20 protein-coding genes are annotated in these 23,406 nt (G+C 40.9%); all 20 read left to right on the forward strand.

The window, feature by feature from the left end:
* Positions 1-327: 327 nt before the first annotated feature.
* The 20 genes from EOD41_RS00080 (at position 328) to EOD41_RS00170 (ending at position 23,349) form a co-directional block, all read left to right on the forward strand.
* Positions 328-516: a hypothetical protein gene (locus EOD41_RS00080; protein WP_127702752.1), complete on the forward strand. Its 189-nt coding sequence runs from the start codon at positions 328-330 to the stop codon at positions 514-516.
* A 400-nt stretch (positions 517-916) separates the two neighbouring features.
* Positions 917-1,414 (forward strand): hypothetical protein, encoded by a 498-nt coding sequence (locus tag EOD41_RS00085; protein WP_127702753.1) that lies wholly within the window; start codon positions 917-919, stop codon positions 1,412-1,414.
* Positions 1,415-1,992: 578 nt separating this feature from the next.
* Entirely contained in the window at positions 1,993-2,796 is an 804-nt protein-coding gene (locus EOD41_RS00090) for a hypothetical protein (protein WP_127702754.1), read from the forward strand.
* 141 nt (positions 2,797-2,937) lie between these two features.
* Positions 2,938-3,645 carry a hypothetical protein gene (locus tag EOD41_RS00095; protein WP_127702755.1) on the forward strand — a complete coding sequence of 236 codons (708 nt, stop codon included), beginning with the start codon at positions 2,938-2,940 and terminating at the stop codon, positions 3,643-3,645.
* Positions 3,646-4,236: 591 nt separating this feature from the next.
* The gene (locus EOD41_RS00100) at positions 4,237-5,076 is read left to right on the forward strand and encodes a ParA family protein (protein WP_127702756.1); all 840 of its coding nucleotides are present in this window, start codon (positions 4,237-4,239) and stop codon (positions 5,074-5,076) included.
* Positions 5,066-5,566, forward strand: a complete 501-nt coding sequence (locus EOD41_RS00105; protein WP_127702757.1) for a hypothetical protein — start codon at positions 5,066-5,068, stop codon at positions 5,564-5,566. The genes EOD41_RS00100 and EOD41_RS00105 overlap by 11 nt, the downstream gene beginning before the upstream one ends.
* A complete protein-coding gene (locus tag EOD41_RS00110) occupies positions 5,566-6,276 on the forward strand; it encodes a hypothetical protein (protein WP_127702758.1) in 711 nt (236 codons plus the stop codon). Before EOD41_RS00105 ends, EOD41_RS00110 begins: the two co-directional genes overlap by 1 nt.
* A 182-nt stretch (positions 6,277-6,458) precedes the next feature.
* Positions 6,459-7,184, forward strand: a complete 726-nt coding sequence (locus tag EOD41_RS00115) for an N-6 DNA methylase (protein ID WP_164849837.1) — start codon at positions 6,459-6,461, stop codon at positions 7,182-7,184.
* Between the two features lie 84 nt (positions 7,185-7,268).
* Entirely contained in the window at positions 7,269-7,676 is a 408-nt protein-coding gene (locus EOD41_RS00120; RefSeq protein ID WP_164849834.1) for a hypothetical protein, read from the forward strand.
* A gap of 798 nt (positions 7,677-8,474) precedes the next feature.
* Positions 8,475-8,777 (forward strand): hypothetical protein, encoded by a 303-nt coding sequence (locus EOD41_RS21205; protein ID WP_164849838.1) that lies wholly within the window; start codon positions 8,475-8,477, stop codon positions 8,775-8,777.
* Between the two features lie 113 nt (positions 8,778-8,890).
* Positions 8,891-9,505, forward strand: coding sequence for a hypothetical protein (locus tag EOD41_RS00125; protein ID WP_127702761.1), 615 nt, complete (start codon positions 8,891-8,893; stop codon positions 9,503-9,505).
* Positions 9,505-9,867, forward strand: coding sequence for a hypothetical protein (locus tag EOD41_RS00130; RefSeq protein WP_127702762.1), 363 nt, complete (start codon positions 9,505-9,507; stop codon positions 9,865-9,867). The genes EOD41_RS00125 and EOD41_RS00130 overlap by 1 nt, the downstream gene beginning before the upstream one ends.
* The gene (locus tag EOD41_RS00135; RefSeq protein WP_127702763.1) at positions 9,852-10,517 is read left to right on the forward strand and encodes a hypothetical protein; all 666 of its coding nucleotides are present in this window, start codon (positions 9,852-9,854) and stop codon (positions 10,515-10,517) included. Before EOD41_RS00130 ends, EOD41_RS00135 begins: the two co-directional genes overlap by 16 nt.
* 964 nt (positions 10,518-11,481) lie before the next feature.
* The gene (locus EOD41_RS00140) at positions 11,482-12,063 is read left to right on the forward strand and encodes an RNA polymerase sigma factor (protein ID WP_164849839.1); all 582 of its coding nucleotides are present in this window, start codon (positions 11,482-11,484) and stop codon (positions 12,061-12,063) included.
* Between the two features lie 93 nt (positions 12,064-12,156).
* Entirely contained in the window at positions 12,157-13,335 is a 1,179-nt protein-coding gene (locus EOD41_RS00145; RefSeq protein ID WP_127702765.1) for a FecR family protein, read from the forward strand.
* Positions 13,336-13,528: 193 nt separating this feature from the next.
* A complete protein-coding gene (locus EOD41_RS00150) occupies positions 13,529-16,843 on the forward strand; it encodes a TonB-dependent receptor (protein WP_240663111.1) in 3,315 nt (1,104 codons plus the stop codon).
* A 25-nt stretch (positions 16,844-16,868) separates the two neighbouring features.
* The gene (locus EOD41_RS00155) at positions 16,869-18,509 is read left to right on the forward strand and encodes a RagB/SusD family nutrient uptake outer membrane protein (RefSeq protein ID WP_127702767.1); all 1,641 of its coding nucleotides are present in this window, start codon (positions 16,869-16,871) and stop codon (positions 18,507-18,509) included.
* A gap of 20 nt (positions 18,510-18,529) precedes the next feature.
* On the forward strand, positions 18,530-19,654 hold the full coding sequence (locus EOD41_RS00160) for a SusE domain-containing protein (protein WP_127702768.1): 1,125 nt from the start codon (positions 18,530-18,532) through the stop codon (positions 19,652-19,654).
* A gap of 91 nt (positions 19,655-19,745) precedes the next feature.
* Entirely contained in the window at positions 19,746-20,957 is a 1,212-nt protein-coding gene (locus EOD41_RS00165) for a glycoside hydrolase family 76 protein (RefSeq protein WP_127702769.1), read from the forward strand.
* A 28-nt stretch (positions 20,958-20,985) separates the two neighbouring features.
* Positions 20,986-23,349 (forward strand): GH92 family glycosyl hydrolase, encoded by a 2,364-nt coding sequence (locus EOD41_RS00170; protein WP_127702770.1) that lies wholly within the window; start codon positions 20,986-20,988, stop codon positions 23,347-23,349.
* The last annotated feature ends 57 nt before the right edge of the window (positions 23,350-23,406 follow it).

Genomic DNA, 23,406 nt, shown 5'->3' on the forward strand with positions numbered 1-23,406 from the left:
ATATACCCCCTATATACCAAATTCCCCTCCGGTCATTCAAAACAGAGCCGCTTTATATATCTCTCATCCCTTTCTATTAGGATTTTCGAATTTGAATGTGTGTTGAGCGGGCTTAGGTGGGTCTGAGAAGTCCCCGAACGGGTTCTCGTTGGAAAAGCGTTTTAATATATGGTATGCGCTCACTGCGCCTGTTTCCCAAAGCGTAAAAAGTGGACCATATAAAACAGCGCAAGTTCATCTCATAACCTATCCAGGACTAGTGCCTGAAATTTTCGCTTTTCATCTTACCTAACTGTTCAATCACTCACCTAACAGCCACTAATAACTATGGAGTTCATACCTAAACATTACAAGATCATCATTCCTGAAGAACCGCAGCAATCTAAAAGGAAAAGACGCATCCGCAAACGTTGGATGACTGCAAGAATTAGCACAACGGGCAAACTCAATGCAGCAAACAACCTACTTATTGAAAGGCATTTCATGAAAGTACGTGCTGAAGTACGCAAGCTCTAGGCGCAACATAACGAATACTTCTACGATCATGATTACAGGCATGACACCTCTGAATCTGCCTTTACAATGCATGTTTTAGCTTGCAGTAGCTTCTATATGATTTTGGACTGCAACTTCTGTTATGAATACACAGTACAGTATGATATTGAAAGTAGTCCGTTTAAAGAAGAAATTGCTGCACTCATTTATAAAGGTCCACTAAGAAAAGCAGCAAAGCCAGTTTCAATGCTACCCACCATGAAAGCATACTTTCAATATATGCGGTTGTACTGGCAGGATAACCCAAAGTATTTTTCTAACCTGAGCTTGGATAAAGAGCAACGTAATTAACCCTATTTACATAACCAATTGAAGCCTGATAGTTACCACTGTCAGGCTTTTTCTTTTAAAAGTAAACTGCATGAAATCACAACCTACCAATTCAGCTATCTCAACTTATAATAAGATAGTGAAGCAAACCTATTTTCAGCTAGTCAAAGAAGCTAAAGCCTTGTTAGCTACTATTGAGGAAGAACCCTTGCGTTATTCCCTTATAAGGGAAGACAAGCAAAGCTTTCAGCAAGGCACCATCGTACACGAATTTCTGAACCCATTACTTTATCTTCGGCTTGAGTGCTATGCAGAAAACAAGCTTGGTATTCACTTCGGATGGGAACTGATGCCAACATTCGGTGAGTACTACCACATTATGAACACCTTTGTCAGATTAGTTTATAAGTTAACAATGGCTGATACAACGGCAATCAATATTGAAGATTGTATCCGTACGGACTATGTTATCAACGAATGTTCTGCTGCCTATGAACATTTAGAGGAACGCGGTTTAAGACATCATACCTTCGTACTGATACCATACAAGGCTAAACCTATAAAAAGAAAGTTACGCAAGGTGGCTTAACTTATAAGGAGACTGTTTAACTTTGCTTTGAACCAATAATAAGGAGGCATCATATAGATAGTATTATTTATACTTATACATATATAAAGAAATAGAGCGTTGCTTTATTTGTTCTTGTTTCAGGAACCTAGGAAATTTCTAAAACTACAGGAACAGATGAGATCAACGTCCATGCGCGAAAGCGTTTGGGCGAAGACTTGTTTGTTGTAGTTTGGGCTTCCTAGGGCCTCTGAGACACAAATACAGTTTAGTCCAGGCGCTTTTGTGTTCATAAACCTACCGATGAAGGACTGCTCGGTAATTAAACCTTTAACCCAATGTCTAATAATGCTAAAGGCTGGATACTTTATGCCGTCTTTATGATACTGCTCTATGCCGGTATCTCGTTCACTCAACTTAATTCTGATTTCACAATCTGGTCGACTACAGCACGCACCGTATTAGTAATTGGTGCCGTAGTGCTATATTTGGGCGCTATGTTTCTTGCTGACCCACCAGAACTGAAGTAGCCAATTGGAGCAACTCACCTTTAAAAGTCAACAATTTTAATTCATAGTTTATTTACAATTCAACACAAGATGAAACAAACCTTATCGATCTTGCTACTTGCAGCATTACTGGCAACCTCATGTTCAAAAAGCAGTTCCACCAACGAAGAGCCGAAGCCCGGAGAAGCGACCGTTTTGCTTACTAAAGTCATAAACAATACTATTGGTGACACATATTACGGCAAGCCAATCATGGAGTTCACCTATAATGGTAAGCAGCTAACGAAAGCCACCATTTATCATTATTCCATAACACCTGATGTTGAAACCAACATCTTTGTTTATGATGGTAGCGGTATCCTGACAGGCACCACTATTTCTCATACCAGCTCTAACACTTATGATTTTGCCAAATCAACAGTTACTCTTAGTGGCAGCAACGTTGGCAATATCAAGTTTTACAAGTCAGGTAATACATTAGGTGCAGAACATACGCTTACTTATAGTAATGGCAACCTGACCAAGTGGTTCAATCCAAATGAGGTTGAAATCAATTATCAGTATGACGCTAATGGAAACAACACCAAGCAAGATGCCACCGAATACAGCAACGGGAATGCTACCAACTACAAGTACACAATAACCAATAAGAGCTTTGATGATAAGAAGAACCTTACCAAAGCATTACCTTATTGGGCATACTTCAGGTCTTACTTAGGCGAACACGCGTTAAGTTATACACCTGGTGCCCATAATCCTGTCAGCTTCAATGACGATGGAACGGAAAAGGTTTACAGCTATACGTACAATAGTTATGGCTACCCGGCTAGTATGACTGTCACAAGCTCTGGACGTACAGAATCATACACCTATGAGTATGTTGAGGTGAAGTAGCATACTTGCCTTTTAAAACTTACAAGCGTTAGTGCAGAGCTTACCTGATTGGGTAGGCTCTGCTCGTATTGTAGTACGTTAGATTTATATTCAATTAACCTCTCTTAGTAGATTTGTGATATACAAACGATGTTTCTATCTATGGAAAGGACTCCATATTTTAAACGATTTGGCACTAAACACCAACAACTATCCATCAATGATATCCTTGAATACTTACGTCAATTTGATGATAACTTAGAACCTCATAAGCTTTTCAATACCATTGATAATGTAAGTAATGCATTCAATAAGCTTTCAACACATGAAATTAAATTTTCACGTCAAGTCGGGCAGGGACTTGTATATGATGGGTATCTCCCTACTGCCAAATTAGTTGATGGATTAAAAGCAGTAAATAGAAGAGCCTACTTTCGCTTAGCAGGAGATTTTGAAGTGGTTGATATCCACAATCCGAATGGTGGTAGCGTAGTCAAATCGATACAGGCACCTGTCTTATTTACAACTGGAAAAGAACAGCAGATATATGCGGACGTTCTTAACGTGGGGCCTTTTGTCAATCAGTTTGCTTATGGATTCGATTTATCTAATTATAACAATCCTTACCTTGTAGCTACACCAAAAGATTTTACTTCAAAGATTGCTGTACTCGAGGCTATGCGTGACAAGGTGATCTATGTTTTTGAGCAAGTGACGTTAGAGGACGAAGATTACAAGCGGGCGTTTAAATACTATCCTAAACATACGGTGTGGTTCATATTCCCAGATTCTCTTTTTTTATTCCTACATAGTCTTAATAATCTAATCACATCGACGGAATTGCTGGTTTTATGTAAGAACGTAAGCTGAATTAGTGTTATTTAACAAATCATAAATAAGCCTCCGCTTCCCTTCACTCTCTTGTTGCTTAGGATAGCAAAGGGAAGCTATGCTTATTATCTGTCGCTTGGTCTGCCTACCGCACCAGGAAGATAGGTATTCTTCACTTCTAAGCTCCACACCAATAGCGCCAAGCTACATTACGTTTGGTAAGCTTGCAGCACACCAAACTTCATCAGCTAAAAGCTGGCTTGTCACGATTGCTGCAATGAGCAAAGGCGTTCATCATGTTCGCTGCCTCTGTGCTTTTAAATGTTACGCTTTGCTACACTCTTTATAAGCCCAAGCGCTCACCTTGCTTGGCTCACCTACGCATCGCAAATGGCTTCAGCCTTGTCACAGGTTTTAATCCTTTGCTCATCCCTTACAAGTCAAAACCAGCGCCAAGCCTTTGTGAAGCATTCTGAGTGCCCGCACCAATTGGTGCTTCCTCCACTCAGACCATTTGCTCAATTCGCGTAGGACGGTTCACATCGGAACATTTGTCTGAACGCTACTTGACTCTTTCAAAACATTGAGTAACTTAGAAACTTGATGTGAAATCTAAATCTTTAATCGGTAATGAAGGTAATAAGTTTAATTAACATGAAAGGGGGGGTTGGAAAGACAACTTTATCTGTAAATGTGTGTGATTGTCTGGCAAGAAGGCATAACGTTAAAGTACTGCTAGTCGATGTTGATCCTCAATTTAACGCAACACAATGTTTGATGTCTGGTGAAGATTATGTCAAATACTTAAAAGAGGATAACGACACTATACTTTCTGTATTTGATAGAAATAGTCGAGCAATGGTTAGCTCCGTTTCAGGGACAACTCAGCGCCCGGAAAGAAAGCTTGAAGACATCAAACCTTATCGGGTTAAAAAAAATTTCGATTTGCTCCCAGGTAATCTAGAGTTATATCGCATGGAGATGACACCAGGTGAAGGTAGAGAAAATAGATTAAGTAAATTTTTGAAGGAGCAGGAAGCTAAGCAAGCCTATGATTACGTTATAATTGATACGCCTCCTACTCCGTCAGTATGGATGACCAGCGCGCTTCTAGCATCAAATTATTATTTAATACCAGTTAAACCCGATCCGATTTCATTCACTGGCATAGACCTGTTACAAGGCATAATAGATAATAAAAAAGAGAACTATGACTTAAGCATTCAATGTGCTGGAATCGTTTTAACCATAGTTGAGGAAAATACAAGGGTTTATAAACAAGCTGTTCAGAATCTAGATAGCGGAAGATGGAAGACTTATCGATATGCAAAGTCAGTCCCCAAACGTACAGAGATTGCTAGAACACAAACAAACAAAGGTTACATATTGGATTTACATGATAACGAGAGTAAATTTGCATTGACAGGAATTGTTGCTGAGCTTATAGAAAGGACTAAAGATGAACGTTGATAATGTAAAGAGAAGAAAGATTAATCAAGCGGTTAACTTCCTTGAGGAGCTTAGTTGGCTTTTAGATTCTAAACGTAATTTCGATTTGAAGGAAGTTTCGAAGCTTATTCGATCGTTAACAGAATCAGATATTCAAAGCGATATCTCCACTAAATATTCCTCAGTAAACCAAAACAAGAATATACTTGTTGGAATCTTGCCAAATCTCTTTCTAGATCAAGACTTATTTAAGTCGAATAGTGATTTAACTGAGTTCTCAGAGTCTGTCTTACATATTATCATTCCGAGGTTTGAAAAGAGATCAAGGTACGAAATTATTGGTTTGATTGTATGTGCCGTACCTGACCTTGATGACTCTGCACTCTCAAATCTTGTTGAAGCATTAACTTTAATAACAGGCAACAAGGATAAACTGAAGCAAGTGAAAGCTGAGAAGAATAAGGTTAATTTTTCCTGGAATGATACTATACACAACCTGAATAAATCGTAATGTCACGGGAGATACAGAGAGATTTGCTTGACCTTAAGGATTTTCTAAAAAGTTACAGTTTATCACATTTAAGTAATGACACTAAGCTGCTTAGTGTCATTACACAACAACATAAGAAATATTTTTCCTATCTCACCTTTATCGCTGAACTTGAGGCATTGCAAAATAGTGGGCTATTGCCAGCTATATCCGATGTTCAAAAGGATTATATTACAGAATCATGTTCAGATATTGGCAACTCAATGTTTGTTATGGCCCATGGGGCTTATAAGGCATCCAGAATGATGCTAAGAAGTTCTATTGAAACATTTATGAAGGGATTTAATGCGGATGAAATTGCAGACATACTAACAGATAAGAGTATGTATTCTATTTTTGACAATATCAAGGCTCTCAGCTTCTTTCAACGTGAAGACATTGAACCCATTTTTATATCTATTCACAACGACTACAAGATTCTTTGTAGAGATATTCATACCGCCACAAGAGCTAACATGGATCATTTAACTGCATTAAACTATTTTCCTACGTTTGATGAGAAAGCTGCAACTCCGATTGCACAAATCTCCATGAATCTTGTATCCAATTACCTTATCCTCCTTTGTGTTAAGTATGGCACTTACTTTCACAAAATGCACCACAGAAACAGAGAAAATATTTTAATAAGCATACCCAAGGCATATCGTCCTAAAGTCTTGGGTGTTAAGTAGCATTCTCTACTCAAAGTTAGCCTCACACCATCACATAGTCGCTAACGCTTCAAGGTAGTATCTCGTAATTGGGTATCCATATGCATGGAGCCTCCACAATTACTCAATCTCCACCTTGCCATAGTGCTGCCGTTCAGCAGTTTGTTGTTTCGAGAATTCACTCGAACATAAAACTTACTGCAATGACAGACATTAGACAACTACTTAAAGAGTTCGAACGCTTTGCTTACGGCGAATCTCTACACACCGCCTTTACCGACCTGCTAGATTGGATACTTTTACCTTTTAAAAGGTACGAGGATAAATTAGAGCAACAAGCAGCACTCGATACCTATAGGGGTCACAAGAAGGTAAACGAACTGGCCAGACTTGTAACGCTAATAGGTGAACTATCAGAAGGCTTTAGAGATCCATTAGGAGAATTGTACATGCAAGCAATCAGCAATGGCCATAACGGACAATATTTCACACCAGAACCTATCTGTGATATGATGGCAGCCATAAGTGTTGGTAATCCTACCGATGGACAAACCGTTGCTGATTGCGCTTGTGGTAGTGGCAGAATGCTACTAAGTGCAGCGAAGATCAACCGGCATCTTAAGCTTTATGGTGCAGACCTTGACTTAACTTGCTGCAAGATGGCTTTGATAAACTTGCTCCTTAACTCCCTACAAGGTGAGGTAGCTCACATGAACTCTTTAAGCAATGACTTCTACAGAGGTTACAAGGTGCAAACTACACTGGTTGATGGTTACCACATGCCTTACTACGTTGAGTTTACAGAGCCTGAGCAAAGTCAGCTATGGCTTAAACCAGTAAAAGAGCAGGCAAAGCCTAATTTTGATAGTCCATTTGAACCTGTAAGGGCACCACAACCTATCAATGGTGTACAAGGTAGCCTCTTTTAGAGGTTTGCCTTTTAAATCAGTTTGCTTAGCTTTACTTATATGTTCGTACACAAAGAGATCATAGGCAACGAACTTTATCTATACATGAATGGTAAGCTCATTTACAAGCGATGGTTAAAGACCGGTGATTCAAAGGTATTTGATGTGATGGCTTATGACAAGTATACTCTTGTCAGTTACCGTGATGATAACAGCAATAAGTCTACTTATGACATTAACTGGTTTAAGCAGGAGATTGAACCACAACTTTTTAATTATGAAGTGAGCTACCGTTACTTCGAACAAGGCGACTTTGGTTCATTGACTCAAGTTGGATTTGAGGGCAAAGACAAAGGTGGGCAGATTGATTATTGGGGCTTAGGATGGCTTGGCATTTTCTTATATGATCTCAACAAAGAGGAAGAGCTTATCAATGTTTTGTTGAGTCCTGAAGAAATAGAGCAGAGCGATGAATGGTTTGGCAAACTCGTTGAACATTTAACAGACTTATAGCTCCTTACAAGTGAACAAGGCCATAAGGGCTAGAATAAGGAGGCGCTTCATGCTGAGATAATGAAAGATTGCTACATTGCAGTAAGTAGACCATGAGCAGATTAAATAAGTTGCTAGTGAATAAGTTTAGAGTTGTAAGCATCACTTTTAATATAGCTACTTTGCTGATGCTCTTGCTAATAATTAGTACGAGCCATAGGGTGCCACAGTCAACTTGGAATAGCGCATTTATAGCAGTGGGTATAGCTTCACTCTTAAACTACATAAGCTTTAAAGTTAAAGCTAAGTATAGCAAACAAATCAACGCTTGATACCGATACACTTATTTCCCAAACAGGTTCTAAACGTCTTAACTTATAAAGAGTACATCATAATTAGAGCAAATGAATTTAGATCATTATGAGCCATACTCTTCCTTAGAGGGAGTTCCTACTAACATTTACTTCTACTCACTGAAGCATGAGGCAAATGTATTGACGATTGTTATGGCTACGTACCCTGACGATGGAGATAGGTACATAAGGGTAAGTTTTACGGGGTGCTTTACCTATCGCTATACCGTAGAGTCAGGCAGGATGAAATTGCTTTCAGAGGAGACTTGGACGAACCCTTTCAACATTTCAATAAATTCAAAGTATTTGGATTGGTCAAGGAGGAAGGTTACGGGATTTATGATGATTTTGCTCTTAAGCACTTCCTACTTGTGTGTGACGACTTAATCGATGTAATCTCAGTTGATGAACCTGTCATTGAATGGATCGAAGAACCAGTAGATTAGTAATCAATTCAGCACTCACTATGGATATTGACCACATTGAAGCTATAGGTATAAACGAGCAAGGGCAGCTATACGTCAAGCCCTGTAAGAAGCAATTTACCTTGATATGGCGAAGTGCAACACAAGTCCATTGGAATGATACCGGAAGCTACCTGTATTCACCTAAGCCCACTGAATGGTCTTATATGGATTGGTACAAACACATTGTAACAGTCATTGCGGACGAATATAACTGTAAGCTTCTAGTTGTTAATGATACCTTGTGGTACAGTGTTGATAATGAACTCAAGGGTCAAATTATTAACTTCAATTCAGAGTTATAACATCCTGTATAAAGTAAATAATTGATGATTTGTTGAATAAATTACTATATCGCTCAACAAGCTAATTACCATTGTTGACTTTTATAGAATGAGTGGTTACCTTGCTGGTCATTATGAAGGCCGAAGATGCACTACCCCAAGAGCTTACTGTTATCCTAGACAGTCCTGAATTTGACGATGAGGCGGGCATTGTCATTGATGCTGTTGAGTTCAAAAATAGCGACCTTCTACTCGACTTTTCCTTTCGCTATTGGAATGATGAGACTCCTCCTCAAAGGTGGCAGCTTACAGTAAGTGACTACAAAGAGGAAAAGATAGTTCGGGATTGGACGCAGGATATAGCACTTTACAAGCAACATCCATTACTGCTAGAACACATAGACACTTATACGGAGCTTTACTTCAAAGGGACAACTACTCAATCCCAAGAGCTGTTCATTGACATATACCAATCTCTGCTAACCCTAACCGAAGACAATGTCAACTTAGGCGAATATGTGCTAACACCTGGTAGGGTCATGGAGTTAAGTCAACAAGGCTATGGACTGTTCGCCAGAGGGTCAAAGACTATCCTAATGCTATATAGACAATGTTTAACTAAGTATAGCATTCACGCTTACTTTGTAGGAGAAAGAGAACGGTCAGAAGAAGATGGTGCACTAAAGCTTTTTCAAATAGGTAGCAGTTATATCATTGGTAGAACTTTTCACTTTGTGCAATTGAAGTAATGGCTAAAAGCATCTGTATTGTAATCGTAATGCTATGTCTTTGCCTCACTGCGTGCCAGCCAAAGCTTAAGTTCGACAAGGCTAAGTGGAACAGCAGAAGTGATATGGAGTACCCTTACCGGGACGCTATGCTGGATGACTTGTTAAAACAGCATCATTTGAAAGGGTTGACTTATAAAGAGCTAACTAAGAACATTGGTGAACCTATACGCGCCCTCGATAACCTTGAGTATGCTTACTATAATATAGTTACCGACTATGGCTCTGACATTGATCCAGTATACACTAAGATACTAAGCATTAAGTTAAACAAGGACTCTATAGTTACAGATTACAAAGTGGAAGAATGGAAAAAGGATTGAAGGACTATATAAGGTTAACACTAATCATTGTAGTGGTATTTAGCTGGCTAGCTTGTAATCAAGAGCCAACTCAATCTGCTCAGGTACTACCGAAAGCTGACAACACTATAAAGGCATCACTACGTCAAGCTCAACCCAAAGTTGAGCAAGATACTATACCAACTTATACAACTGCCATATACAAAACTCACATACCTGAAGCCGTCTATGGCCTGCTTGAAAAAAAGCTTCCAGGCTGGAGATTACCCTCACCAGATAGCTGGGAGAAGTATTGGTTTCATGCCTATAAGAAAGACAGTGCCCTTGTTGACTATGTGAATGGAGACTTTAACGGTGACAGCAAGTCCGATTATGCCTTACTCTTAGAGAATGAGCAACATGCTTTCACAGTTTGGGTATTACAGTCAGATGGCAATGATTATAAGGCAATTAAGTTACTAGAACTTAACGAGGCGACTTTGCCGCTTGACATAGGTTTAGAATTGATAGATAAGGGTAAGTTGAACTACCTAAGTATGGATGAAGGTGCGGATGACATCAAAACAATTGATTTAGAGCACCACGCTATACAAGTTTCAAATTTTGAGGCTTCAGCAGAGACATACTACTGGAAAGATGGCAAGTACCAATCTGTTACTACAGGCGATTAGGGTCTGCACATTTTCTGAACACATGGTATAATATAAGTAGTACTAGATAATAAATGTGCAGTTACCTGAGTGCAGACTTGCCTATGTAAACTTTTAAAGCATACAGGTAAACTATTCGTTTACAAGTCAAGCCACTCAATTCAGTTTCAACTGCTTTATAAAGTAAGATTCAATATCTATTGGAATCCTTCAGTTGATCAATAGTTTAGTTCAATAAGGTTAGCCTTGTGAAGACAAACGTTGGAGTGTCATCATATGCTAGTGTTGCTATCCAAAAAATTTTCAAATCTTGTAACTCCCTATATAAACATAGATATGTAGAATAATTTGGAAAGTGGGATAGATAATTATACAAAGGGAAGAGAATCATTAATCATTAGAGCAAAGTTAGGGCTTCGGCTGCTGTAGCGCATGAAAGACTACGGCATAAACACAACCTCACGCATTGCCTTACATTTATTCCGTTTCCTTTCTTGCTTGATTGCCTCAAACCTGAGTTATGCTCAAATAATTAATTGTTTCACTCAATCCTAATTGCATATGACAAATACATCTTAAACGCATTTAAGCATTACACGCCAAAAGGCGTACATTAGCATTATAGTTCATCCAATTTATTAACTCGGTTTACTTGATAGTAAATAGATAGTACAACAATACATCATTGCTTCAAAAAGAAGGTTTGTTATACCGTAAACGAATATATGACCTCTAGCTTCTAAGCAGTAGGTCTTTGGTTCGAATCCAAACGGAATCACTTAAAGGAAAGCAGAAATGTTTTCCTTTTTTTGTATATACATAAAGGTGGTATTAAGGATGACGTTATAGCATCAACTTGCATAAAGAAGATTGCTTTTGCAAATATTTTACCATCGAATGTCTTAATGTTTGAAGATTCTATTGTTTGATAAATACTGTTGTATTACTTTTATCAACTCCAATTTACAAACCCGTTAGTAATACTTTGGCCAATCAGCTTTCAGAAACTGAACGCATAGCCGGGCTAATAGCAGGCGACGAAAATGCTTTTACGTTACTGTATCAGGAATACAGTGCGAAGGTGTACAGGCTTGCTTATAAGTTTTTAAAAAGCAAAGAACAAAGCGAAGAAATAGTACAGGAGGCATTTATTAATCTTTGGCTTAGTCGTCAAAAACTTGAAACCACAGGTAATTTATGGTTATACCTGTATGTTATAACGAAGCGTTTATCGTTAAATGCGTTACGGCAAGTTTACAAGTCGGCTGATTTAACCGGTAAATTATTGCAAAGCATTAAAATCGATCATAATAGTACAGAAGAAGATATTCTGGCACATGATCTTGAACAATATACTGATAAGCTGATAGAAAAGCTTCCGAAACAGCAGCAGCTTATTTTTAAGCTTAGCCGTATTGAAGGCTTGTCGCATAAAGAAATAGCCGAACAGTTGAACATATCTCAAAACACAGTTAAAAACCATATGGTTGAGGCGTTGAAAACACTGAAACAGAACCTTAAATATTCTGATCTTCTCTTCTTTGTGGCGCTGATACATCGTTTTTGAAAAAAAAATTTCAGTACAGGTAGTCCTGTAATCCTCTTTGTGTGTTCTGTATATGTAAACCAATCTCCCGGAGAGTATTATACCAACTATACAATGAAGCACGAAAAGCTTAAAAGCTTATTACGCAGTTATTTTGACAACACCATTAGCGATGCCGATTGTGTTGAGCTTTTAAGCTATATGGACAAGCATCCTCATGAAGTAGAACGTGCAGTTGACGAAACGCTTCCGGCAGATGATACCGGCCCGAAATTTTCAGAGCAGCAGGCACAGGATGTATTAAGCCGTATAAAAGCCGACGGGCGTTTTGTTACAGTTTTACAACCTCCGGTAATTAAGTTTTATCAACGTCGTTGGTTGCAGGTTGCAGCCATTTTATTGGTGATTTTAACCGCTGTAATAGTCGTTCTAAATAAAAACAATACTCCTGCCAACATTGCTGAAAATATAATTCAAAAACCCATTGTACCGGGTAGTAACAAAGCTATGTTGACATTGGCTAACGGACAAACCGTTGTACTTGACAGCGCCTCCAACGGAGTTATTGCCGGTGCAGGAAATAACAATGTTGTTAAAAAGAACGATGGTGAACTTGTTTATCAGCCTGGTGAAAATGCTGCAAACAATCGCATCCCGATATACAATATCCTTACAACTCCTAAAGGTGGAGAGTACCGTGTTACCCTATCTGATGGTACTAAAGTTTGGCTCAACGCCGCATCATCATTAAGCTACCCGCAGGAATTCACAGGAAATGAGCGTAAAGTGAAATTAACAGGCGAGGCATACTTTGAAGTTGCAAAAAATAAAAGCAAACCTTTTTATGTAATGGTGAACGATGTGCAGGTGCGGGTACTTGGCACACACTTCAACATTAGTGGTTATACAGATGATGGCCGGGTAACTACCACCCTGATTGAAGGTGCTGTACAAGTGAGCAAGTATAAAGTTGTATCATCATTAATGCCCGGCCAAAAAGCGGTGGTAAATAATAGCTCGGCAGATATAGTTGTCTCCTCTGCCGATGTAAGCGATGCCGTGGCCTGGAAGAACGGCTATTTTACTTTTAATGAGGAAGATATAACCGGCATTATGAAAAAAGTTTCGCGGTGGTATGATGTTGAAGTAGTGTATGAAGGAGCCGTGAGCAATGAGAAATTTGGCGGGACATTTTACCGCTCAAAAAGTATTAACGAACTACTTGACTATCTGAGAAGAATTGGAAATATCAGCTTTAAGATTTCAGGAAGGAGGATAATTGTTATGAAGTAAAACTTACTCCCATGCAATTATCTGATAAAAAGCAAGCCGGAAGCGTTCGCACCGCCCCGGCTCAGTGTATCAGATAATTGAACCAATTGCAAGCAAATACAAATCAATTAATTAACCTGACATTCAAATGTATAAAAATTTTACTGCTTTTACTTGCAGACGGCAACGCCGTATTTATAAACTTCTGTTCGTGATGAAACTCATAATTTTCCTGTTGACAGCCACCTTGTTACAGGTGTCTGCAGCCACGTATGCACAGAAAGTTACACTGACAGTTAAAAATGCTACCATAAAGGAAGTGTTTGAAAAAATACAGAGTCAAACTCAATACGATTTTCTGTACAATGCCGATGATTTAAAATTAGCCCGGCCTCTTAGTATAAATTTAAAAGATACACCGTTAAAACAGGCGCTCGACGAGTGCTTCAGCGGACAACCTTTAAGTTATACTATTGAAAATACCACTATACTTATTACAAAAAGACCGAAAGCACCTGCTAAAGAGGCACAAAGGAAAGTGATTACAGGTACAGTAACCGATAGTACCGGTTTGGCTTTGCCTGGTGTAACCGTCAAAGAAAAAAACACCCAAAATGCCGTGAGTACCGATAATGCCGGCAGGTATAGCATTGAAGTAGCCGATGAAGGCGCGGTGCTGGTGTTCAGCTTTATTGGATATGTTAACCAGGAAGTTGCCGTAACAGGCCCAGGCCCGTTTAACGTAAAACTTAAAGAAAGCAATACAACGCTTAACGAGGTTGTGGTAGTGGGCTACGGCACCCAAACCAAATTGTCACTAACAGGTGCGGTTAATCAAATTAAGTCTGAAAACATTGCTAATAAACCAGTTACCAATACTTTCCAGGCATTGCAGGGTGAGTCGCCCAACCTGGTTATTCAGCAAAGCCAGTTAAATCCCGGTAGCAATGTGGTTATTAATATACGCGGTGTGGGTACGCTGGGAAATAACGACCCGCTTATTGTTATTGACGGTATTGTGGGCGGCAACCTGGCCACGCTTAACCCGAATGATATTGCGAGCGTTTCCGTATTGAAAGATGCAGGTTCGGCAGCTATTTATGGTTCGCGCGCGGCAAACGGCGTGTTGCTGGTTACCACCAAAAGCGGAAAAATGAACCAGAAATCAACCGTAACATACAATGGCAATTACGGTATTCAAACGCCTCGTGTACTGGTTAAAAAAGTAAGCGCATGGGATAACGCCTATTACAAGAACGAGTCGCTGGTTAATTCAGATCTTCCGCCGGTTTATACGCCTGAAGATATACAACAACTGCGTGAGCAGGGCAACGGCACATGGGACGTTGAACACATATTGAAAGATGCTCCTATGCAATCACACAACCTTAGTGTTAATGGTGGTGGCGAAACCAGTTCATATTACGTATCGTTGGGCTATCAAAATCAAGAAAGTAACCTGATAGGTAACGGTGGTTCGGGGGCTGATTTTGGTTATCAGAAATATAATGTTCGGTTAAACCAAACCTCGGTTATTGGCAAGTTAAGAACGAATATCATACTTAACTACACCAAAACACGTAACAAAACCAATAGCGTAGGCGACAATAATATTTTTGCCGATGCCAATCGCGTGCCTTTAAACTATAGCTGGACTGACGAGAACGGTAATTATCTTACAAACACCGTAGCATCGCAGTATAATGAATATGGTGTGTTGGAAAAAGGTGGTTTTAATCAGGCCGATAACGATGAGATATTCGGTAATATCAACGGTCAGTTAAACATTACTAACGATTTAAAGCTGACTGCCGTTGTGGGTGGTACTATAACTAATAACGGTAATTTTTTCCGCAGGATGCAGGTAAACTATCTGCCATCAGGGGTTTATGGTGACGATCGTGCGGTGCTTGATAACAACTCAAAATCATTTCTGCTGAATACACAGGTATATGCCGACTACAATAAACGTTTTGCCGAACACAGCCTTGCGGTTAAAGTAGGCGTATCTAACGAATCGTATAACGGACGTGGTTTCCAACTGCAAAAGACCTTTACCGACTTGTATTTAGGTACACCAACAACAGGCACAATACTGGATCCTCTTAACTCAAACAACAGTATAGCGGTTGACCAGACAAGCTTAAATTCACTGTTTGGCCGTGTATCATATTCTTATAAAGACAGGTATTTCCTTGAAAGCACTTTCCGTGTGGATGCATCATCAAAGTTTGCTCCGGGTAACCGTACAGGTTTCTTCCCATCAGTAAACGCGGGCTGGCTTGCGTCTGACGAGGAGTTTTTCAAACCTATTGAAAACGTTGTCAATACGCTAAAATTCAGGGCTACTTATGGTGTGTTGGGTAATCAAAATGTAAATTCATTCCAGTACCAAACTACTTATTTCAATTATACTAACGCTTACGGTTTTAATGGCAGCCCTGTAGGTGGCGCAGGGTTTTTATTAGGCAACCCTATTTTAACCTGGGAAAAAGCAGCTACCCTTAACCTTGGTGTGGATGCAGGTTTCCTGAATAATAAGCTGAATGTTTCATTTGACTATTTTGATAAAGTTACGCGCGATATCTTACAAACCAGGTATGATGTTCCGTTAATTTTCGGCGCAGGTTTGCCCGACTATAACGTAGCTAAAGTACAAAATAGAGGATGGGAGTTTACATTAACCTATAATGCGAACGGGAGAGATCTAAAACAAAGCTTCAGTTTTAATATTGGCGACAGCAAAAACAAATTGCAAACCTTAACTGGTGGCGCTACCGAGCAAATTGTAGCGCAGGACGTATTCTCACTGATAAGAAGGGTAGGCGAACCAATTACCCAATATTACGGTTATGAAACCAATGGCTTCTTCCAAAACCAGGAAGAGGTTAACAGCTACCCAAAACCTGCCGGTTTTACCGTTACGCCGGGCGACGTAAAGTTTGTTGACCAGAACAGGGACGGTAAAATTGATGATAAGGACAAAGTGGTTTTAGGTAACCCTTTTCCACGTTATACCTTTGGCTTTACGTACAGGGCATCATATAAGGGGTTTGACCTTAGTCTGTTTGTACAAGGTGTAGGTAAGCGCGACGCGTTTCTTCGCGGCGAATTGGTTGAGCCGTTCCACTATAACTATGGTGCCACGTTGTACGAGCATCAAACCGACTACTGGACACCTAACAACCCTGATGCCCGTTATCCAAAACTCGCCGCCATCGGTTCGGCTTCAAACTCATACAACTGGCGTAATGGTTCTGATTTGTATAAATACGATGCCGCCTATATCCGTCTTAAAAATGTCAATATAGGATATTCGCTTCCAACTTCGGTTGCAAATAAAATGGGGATGAAAACCCTTAGGGTATCATTCATCGGCCAAAACCTGTTAACGTTTACGAAGTTAAGTTTCATTGACCCTGAAACAACAGAGTTTGGTAATAACCTGGGTACAAACTCAGCTTCAAACAGCGCGCGCACCTATCCGCTGCCGGTATTTTACGGAGCAGGTGTTGATGTGACATTTTAACTGATTGACCTTTAAAGAAACAGACATGAAATTTCTAAAAAAAATATTTATCGCGATGCTTGCGTTAACCGCGGCATCAGGATGTAAAAAACTTGACCTTGGGCCATCAGACAGGTTTTCTGAACTTAATTTTTGGACAATTGATGCCAATGTTTACAACGCGCTGTACAACAATTACAGCCTGATGTACAACAGCAACCTGTATTTTTATAATGAGTCGACTTCTGATAACGCCTTCTCATCATCGGGCGATTATAACCTGATAGCGAGTGGCAATTCAACTTCGGCTTTGGGCAAGTTTCAAAACGATTGGTCGTATTACTACTCCACCATAAAATCGTGTAACTTGTTTTTATTGCACATTGATGAAAACACAACCCTATCGGCTGAAGTGAAAGAACGTTTAAAAGCCGAAACAAGGTTTATCCGTGCATTCGCGCATTTTAACCTGGCCAAATGGTACGGTGATGTACCGCTGGTTGACCGTGATCTTACACCCGAGGAGGCTCAAACCATTTCACGTACGCCTAAAGAACAGGTGATGAACTTTGTGATTGACGAGTTAGCTGCTATTGCAGAAATACTGCCATCAAAAAATGAGATACCTGCTGCGGAAAATGGCCGCATTACAAGCGGTGCCGCGCTGGCATTAGAAGCAAGGGCGTTGCTTTATGAAGGCGACCGCATGGCAGAAGTAGTTACCGTATGTGAAAAGCTAATGAACCAGCAATCAACATACGGCACGTACGAGCTTGTTGGTAACTATAGCGATCTGTTTAACAATCCTACAGTTAACCGTACTAACAACGAAACCATCCTTTCACTACAATACGTTCCGGGGGTACGTACCTGGAATGAAATGTGGGACTTTGTTCCGCGTTCGGTAGGTGGCCGTGTAAGTTCAATGTCGCCAACTCAGGAACTGGTTGATGATTATTTAATGCTGAATGGTAAGGATATTGACGAAGCAGGTTCGGGATACAACGAAGACAATCCATATGTTAACCGCGATCCGAGGTTAACTGCAACCGTGGTATACCATGGATATGACTGGACAGGCCAGGTGAATAAAATCATTTATATAAAACCTGGTACAGACCCTGTGAATTTTGACGGCAAACCTGAAACTGTACCGTTGGACGAGTACAGCCCTGCTTCTCAAAGCACTTCGCCAACCGGATATTATTGGCGTAAATATTACGATCCTACATCGCTGCCCAATTTAGTATCAGGTATTAACCTGCATTTATTAAGGTATGCAGAGGTATTGCTTACTTATGCCGAAGCAAAAAACAGCCTTGGCCAGATGGATGCTACCGTTTGGAATGAAACCATAAGGGCTTTACGCGAGCGTGCAGGCTTTACCGATGCGGGCGCGCTTAATTATCCCGGTAATGCAAATATGACCGACATCATTCGTCGCGAAAGAAGGGTTGAACTTGCCATGGAGGGTTTACGTACCGATGATATTTTCCGCTGGAGGATTGCAGAAGATGTGCTGAATGGCTGGGCCCACGGCGCTAAGTTCTCTGCCGACCCAAGTACTGACAATGGTTACATAAGAGCGCAAAACCGCAATTTTGATCCGGATAAGAATTACTTGTGGCCGATACCGGCACGTGATCTTAGCCTGAACCACAACCTGACACAGAACCCCGGTTATTGATCATTTAAATATAAAGCAATATGAAAAATATTATACAGTATTGCAGTATGGCCATATTGGCTGTACTGGCAATTACTTCTTGCAAAAAAGAAGTACGAGACTTGAATACAAACATAAGCGCTGTAAATACGCTTAATCTTCCAGAAGAAGCTGAGGATATCGATTTAAAAGACCCGGGCGTAACAGCCCTACAGTTTAGCTGGGAACCTGCAACTAGTGAAGATGGCGGCGTTATACTGTACGAAATAGCCTTTGATAAAGAAAATGGCGATTTTAGCCAGCCTATTTATAAGACTGTGTCAGACGGTGCAGGTGTGCAAAGCCGTATTACCATATCGCGGAAAGAACTATTAAAAATTGCTGCTTTTAGCGGTATAGAAGCGCTTGGCAGTGGTAAAGTGAAATGGACTGTTATGGCTTCAAAAGGTACTAACAATCTAAAAGGTAGTACAAGCCGTAGCCTTACTATGCAAAGGCCTGCAGGTTTTGCCGAGATACCTGCCGAACTGTTTGTTACCGGTACCGCTACCGAAGACGGCGGAGATGTGACCAAAGCTATCCGCCTGAATAAAACTGAAGAAGGCGTATTTGAAATTTATACCTCGATTAAAGCGGGTACCTACTGGTTTACCGACAAGCAGGCAGCAGGTGGCAAAACCTATTACTTTGAAGGTAACGAGCTAAAAGAAGGTGATAACCCGGTAACCGTTACCGGCGACGCTAAAACATATAGGCTGAACCTTGACCTGAACGTTGCTGAATTCAAGTCGTTGGAAGTGCAGGAAATTGGTTTGTACATGGCGGCTTATGATAAGGAAATAGGCACATTAACTTATCAGGGCAACAGTACATGGTCGGCGGCAAGCATACCGGTTGAGTTCTTCCCATTTTCGTGGGGACGTGACGAGCGCTATAAATTTAAGGTGCATACTGCTGCAGGCGATGAGTGGCTTGGCAGTTATGAAAAGGATAATGTACAGCCAGCCGGACAACCGGATTCATATTTTTACCTGTATCCGAGGCCGCAATCACAATGGGATTATACCTATAAGTTTGATCCATCTGCTGATGGAAAGAACGTGAAAGCGGAAGTATTTTTTAAACCGGGTGCAGCATATACGCATAAAATAACTGTGGTTAATTAATATCAGTAGTAGCCTAATCCTTAGTCTTAATAATTCTCTCAACACCCGCTCCTTTAATTGGTGGGAGCGGGTTTCTTTACAAAGTTTATTTATGAAAAATGTGTTTTTGAAAGGATGCGTAGTTGTGTTAGCGGGAGTGTTAATGGCATCGTGCGGAAAAGAGAAAAGTAATCCTGCACCGGTAAAGCCTGATACGTCCGACAATGGCGGTGGTACATCTGAATCCAAATACCTTACCTTGGCAAAAGAAACAAATTCTTTTATCCGCAGTACATTGCTTACGCCGTTTGGTAATTACAAAATCAGCAACGAAACTACGCTAAATACCGCTTACGAGTGGTACAACGCCAGCCAGATTTATGCCGATGCGGCTATGGTTGCGGTAGGCGAAGAAAGCTACCGGGCATCAATGGATAAAACCATTACGTGGATGAGCAACATGTGGGATAAGAATGACCCGAACGGCGGCTACTTCGCGGCGTCAAATTTAGATGGCAGCGGCGCTGGTGGCGATAAATATGTTGATGATAACGGCCTTACAGGTATGATCTATCTTGATGCGTACGATATTACAACAGGTGATAAGAAAGAACAATACCTGAATTCGGCAAAAGGTTGCGCAAACTGGCTTATGCATAGCGGCCTTTGGGATGATACCTACGGCGGTGGCTTTTGGTGGAGTACGGGTAAACAGAACAAGCCCACACAATCAAACGCCTTGGCGATGCAGCTATTCTTACGTTTATATAAAATAACCGGTGAAACATATTATCGTGATTGGGCGGTATCTGTAAACAACTGGCTTAACAGTAAAATGTATGATAGCAACACCGGTTTATACATCTGGATGATAGACGGGCCAGGTACAGGTACAAAACATGCAGAAATATTTACCTATGATAACGCCATTGTACTTGAGGCATATTTGATTTGGAAAGATGCCATGAACGATAATTCATACCTTGCCAAAGCACAAGCTATAGGTAATGCAATGAATAAAACATTGTGGGACAAAGGCTACAACGTATATATCTTCAATACAAAAGATATACGCGTAACACCGGCCTGGTGCGGTTGGGGCTCACAAGCTATGATAAAGCTTTATGAAGCTGACGGCAATACAGCTTGGCTAAGCTATGCTAAAGGCAATATTGATGCTATAAATAACGTACTAAGAAGTACAGCTACCAAAGGTTATTATCAATTTGCCGGGCTTAACGGTGCCGGCCGCTATACCAATATGGAAGGGGTTGACCAGGCATGGATGCAGCGCCTGCAAGCCATGCTGTCAAAATACAAATAACAAAAGCGCATAAACACATTTACACATAATGAGAACTCTTAACAGGTTTATAAAAAACGGTTTTTTAGTATTAACCCTGTCGTTGGCGGCATGTAGTGTACAAAAGAAAAGCGTGCTGCAATACGTCGATCCGAATATTGGTACGGCGCACAGTCGCTGGTTTTTTTACACACCGGCTGCAACGCCTTACGGTATGGCTAAACTGGCGCCATCAACCAATGGGCACTACGGTAACCCCAGCGGCTGGGAAGCTGTTGGATATGATACCCGCCACAACTCGATAGAAGGTTTTGTGCATTTTCACGAGTGGCAGGTTGGCGGCGTTAGCGTAATGCCGGCTGTTGGCAAGCTGCAGGTTACACCGGGTGAACTGGAAAATCCCGATGGCGGCTACCGTTCAAGATTCGACCGTAAAAACGAGATAGCACAGCCCGGTTATTACAAAGTATTGCTGGATGATTACAAGGTAACTGCCGAACTTACCGCTACGAAGCACGTAGGTTTTCACCGCTACACCTTTCCAAAAAGCGACAGCTCACGAATTATTTTTGACATAGGCAACGTACAGGGTGAAAGCGGTGAAGTGCGCGACGCGGGCATAAAAATGCTTGACGATACCCACTTTGAAGGCTTTGTGATTACCTATCCTAAATACGTAGCAAAATATGACCCTGATGGTATTGTCGCTATGTATTTTTATGGCGAAGTAAGCAAAAAGCCGTTGTCAACAGGCGGTTTTAATGCTGAAGGTATAAAACCGAATACCTCATCTGCAAACGGTAAAGGCGCAGGATTATTTCTTGAATACAAAACTGCCGATAAGGATGCCATCGAGCTGAAAGTTGGTTTATCATACACATCAACCGCTAACGCGAAACTAAACTTTGAAGCCGAAGCAACAGGATTAACCTTCGAAAAAGCCAAACAACAGGCACAGGAAACCTGGAACGAAGAGTTGAGCAAGCTGTATGTTGAAGGTACTAACGAAAAGGATAAAGTTAAATTCTATACCGGTTTGTTCCATGCCTTGCTTGGTCGCGGAAGCGCCAGCGATGTAAACGGATCGTTCCCTCAATTTGGCGGTAAAATAGGTACTTTACCAAAAGACAAGAACGGCAATTTCAGTTACAACTTTAACAATACTGATGCAATTTGGGGCGGTTTCTGGAACATAACGCAATTGTGGGCGCTATCGTACCCTCAGCATTATAACGACTTTGTACATACCCAATTGGAGATTTATAAAAACAGAGGTTGGTTTGGCGATGGTATTGCCAACAGCAACTTTGTGTCGGGTGTAGGAACTAACTTTGTAGGACTGGCAATAGCCGGTGCATACAATGCAGGCATCCGCGATTATGATACCGAACTTGCCTACACCGCCGTAAAAGCTAACGAACTGAACTGGAAAGACCGCAAAGTAGGCTCAGGTAAAATGGATACAAAAGCCTTTGTTGAATTGGGTTACTCGCCATACCTTGATGCTGATAAAACAGACTCAACAGGTTCGCATTTTTCGGCATCACATACAATGGAGTACAGTTACAGCGCGTTCGCGGCGGCGCAAATGGCCAAAGCAATGAACAAACAGGCTGATTACACGCAACTGATAAAATATGCCGAAGGCTGGAAAAATATTTTCGACCCTACACAAAAACTTATCCGCCCTAAAAAAGCTGATGGTACATTTATTGACAAATTTAACCCGAAAGAAGCCTGGCGCGGTTTCCAGGAAGGTAATGCGATACAGTACACTTTTTATGTGCCGCATAACCCTAAGGCACTAGTTGAGGCCGTTGGTGCCGATGAATTTAACAACCGCCTTGACGGTATTTTTACCACAGCGCAAAAAAACGCTTTCGGCGGCGGGAAAACTATCGACGCGTTCGCGGGTATAGAGTCGTTGTACAATCATGGTAATCAACCTAACCTGCATATTAGCTGGTTGTTTAATTTTTCGGGCAAGCCATGGCTGACGCAAAAATGGGTACGTGCCATTTGCGATGAATTTTACGGTACCGAAAGCATACACGGCTACGGCTACGGGCAGGACGAAGACCAGGGTCAGCTTGGCTCTTGGTACGTAATGGCTTCGCTGGGCTTGTTCGATGTAAAAGGCTTTACCGATTTGCGTCCTATTATCCAACTGGGCAGCCCGGTATTCAGCAAAACAAGTATAAAACTGGGTAACGGCAAAAACCTGACTATCGAAGCAAAGAATGGTTCGGGTAAGAATATCTATATACAATCAGCCACTTTTAATGGCAAGCCGCTTAACAATTGCTGGCTTTACCTTGATGAGTTAATGCAAGGTGGTGACCTGACTTTTGAACTGGGCGAACAACCAAATACAAATTGGGGAACAAAAGTGCCGCCGCCATCAGTACAATAAAAAGGGTAGTCGCCCTGAGCTTGCCGGAAGGCGCATAACGTGTTCGTCTTTTGGCAA

The organism is Mucilaginibacter limnophilus (assembly GCF_004005815.1).
Classification (GTDB): domain Bacteria; phylum Bacteroidota; class Bacteroidia; order Sphingobacteriales; family Sphingobacteriaceae; genus Mucilaginibacter; species Mucilaginibacter limnophilus.

What these genes read in the sequence shown, in the direction of transcription:
- EOD41_RS00130 (WP_127702762.1), top strand. Translation starts at nt 9,505, where the DNA reads ATGGCTAAAAGCATCTGTATTGTAATCGTAATGCTATGTCTTTGCCTC.
- EOD41_RS00085 (WP_127702753.1), top strand. Translation starts at nt 917, where the DNA reads ATGAAATCACAACCTACCAATTCAGCTATCTCAACTTATAATAAGATA.
- EOD41_RS00165 (WP_127702769.1), top strand. Translation starts at nt 19,746, where the DNA reads ATGAAAAATGTGTTTTTGAAAGGATGCGTAGTTGTGTTAGCGGGAGTG.
- EOD41_RS00160 (WP_127702768.1), top strand. Translation starts at nt 18,530, where the DNA reads ATGAAAAATATTATACAGTATTGCAGTATGGCCATATTGGCTGTACTG.
- EOD41_RS00090 (WP_127702754.1), top strand. Translation starts at nt 1,993, where the DNA reads ATGAAACAAACCTTATCGATCTTGCTACTTGCAGCATTACTGGCAACC.
- EOD41_RS00110 (WP_127702758.1), top strand. Translation starts at nt 5,566, where the DNA reads ATGTCACGGGAGATACAGAGAGATTTGCTTGACCTTAAGGATTTTCTA.
- EOD41_RS00145 (WP_127702765.1), top strand. Translation starts at nt 12,157, where the DNA reads ATGAAGCACGAAAAGCTTAAAAGCTTATTACGCAGTTATTTTGACAAC.
- EOD41_RS00115 (WP_164849837.1), top strand. Translation starts at nt 6,459, where the DNA reads ATGACAGACATTAGACAACTACTTAAAGAGTTCGAACGCTTTGCTTAC.
- EOD41_RS00170 (WP_127702770.1), top strand. Translation starts at nt 20,986, where the DNA reads ATGAGAACTCTTAACAGGTTTATAAAAAACGGTTTTTTAGTATTAACC.
- EOD41_RS00135 (WP_127702763.1), top strand. Translation starts at nt 9,852, where the DNA reads ATGGAAAAAGGATTGAAGGACTATATAAGGTTAACACTAATCATTGTA.
- EOD41_RS00150 (WP_240663111.1), top strand. Translation starts at nt 13,529, where the DNA reads ATGAAACTCATAATTTTCCTGTTGACAGCCACCTTGTTACAGGTGTCT.
- EOD41_RS00155 (WP_127702767.1), top strand. Translation starts at nt 16,869, where the DNA reads ATGAAATTTCTAAAAAAAATATTTATCGCGATGCTTGCGTTAACCGCG.
- EOD41_RS00120 (WP_164849834.1), top strand. Translation starts at nt 7,269, where the DNA reads ATGAATGGTAAGCTCATTTACAAGCGATGGTTAAAGACCGGTGATTCA.
- EOD41_RS00095 (WP_127702755.1), top strand. Translation starts at nt 2,938, where the DNA reads ATGGAAAGGACTCCATATTTTAAACGATTTGGCACTAAACACCAACAA.
- EOD41_RS00080 (WP_127702752.1), top strand. Translation starts at nt 328, where the DNA reads ATGGAGTTCATACCTAAACATTACAAGATCATCATTCCTGAAGAACCG.
- EOD41_RS00105 (WP_127702757.1), top strand. Translation starts at nt 5,066, where the DNA reads ATGAACGTTGATAATGTAAAGAGAAGAAAGATTAATCAAGCGGTTAAC.
- EOD41_RS00100 (WP_127702756.1), top strand. Translation starts at nt 4,237, where the DNA reads ATGAAGGTAATAAGTTTAATTAACATGAAAGGGGGGGTTGGAAAGACA.
- EOD41_RS21205 (WP_164849838.1), top strand. Translation starts at nt 8,475, where the DNA reads ATGGATATTGACCACATTGAAGCTATAGGTATAAACGAGCAAGGGCAG.
- EOD41_RS00125 (WP_127702761.1), top strand. Translation starts at nt 8,891, where the DNA reads ATGAAGGCCGAAGATGCACTACCCCAAGAGCTTACTGTTATCCTAGAC.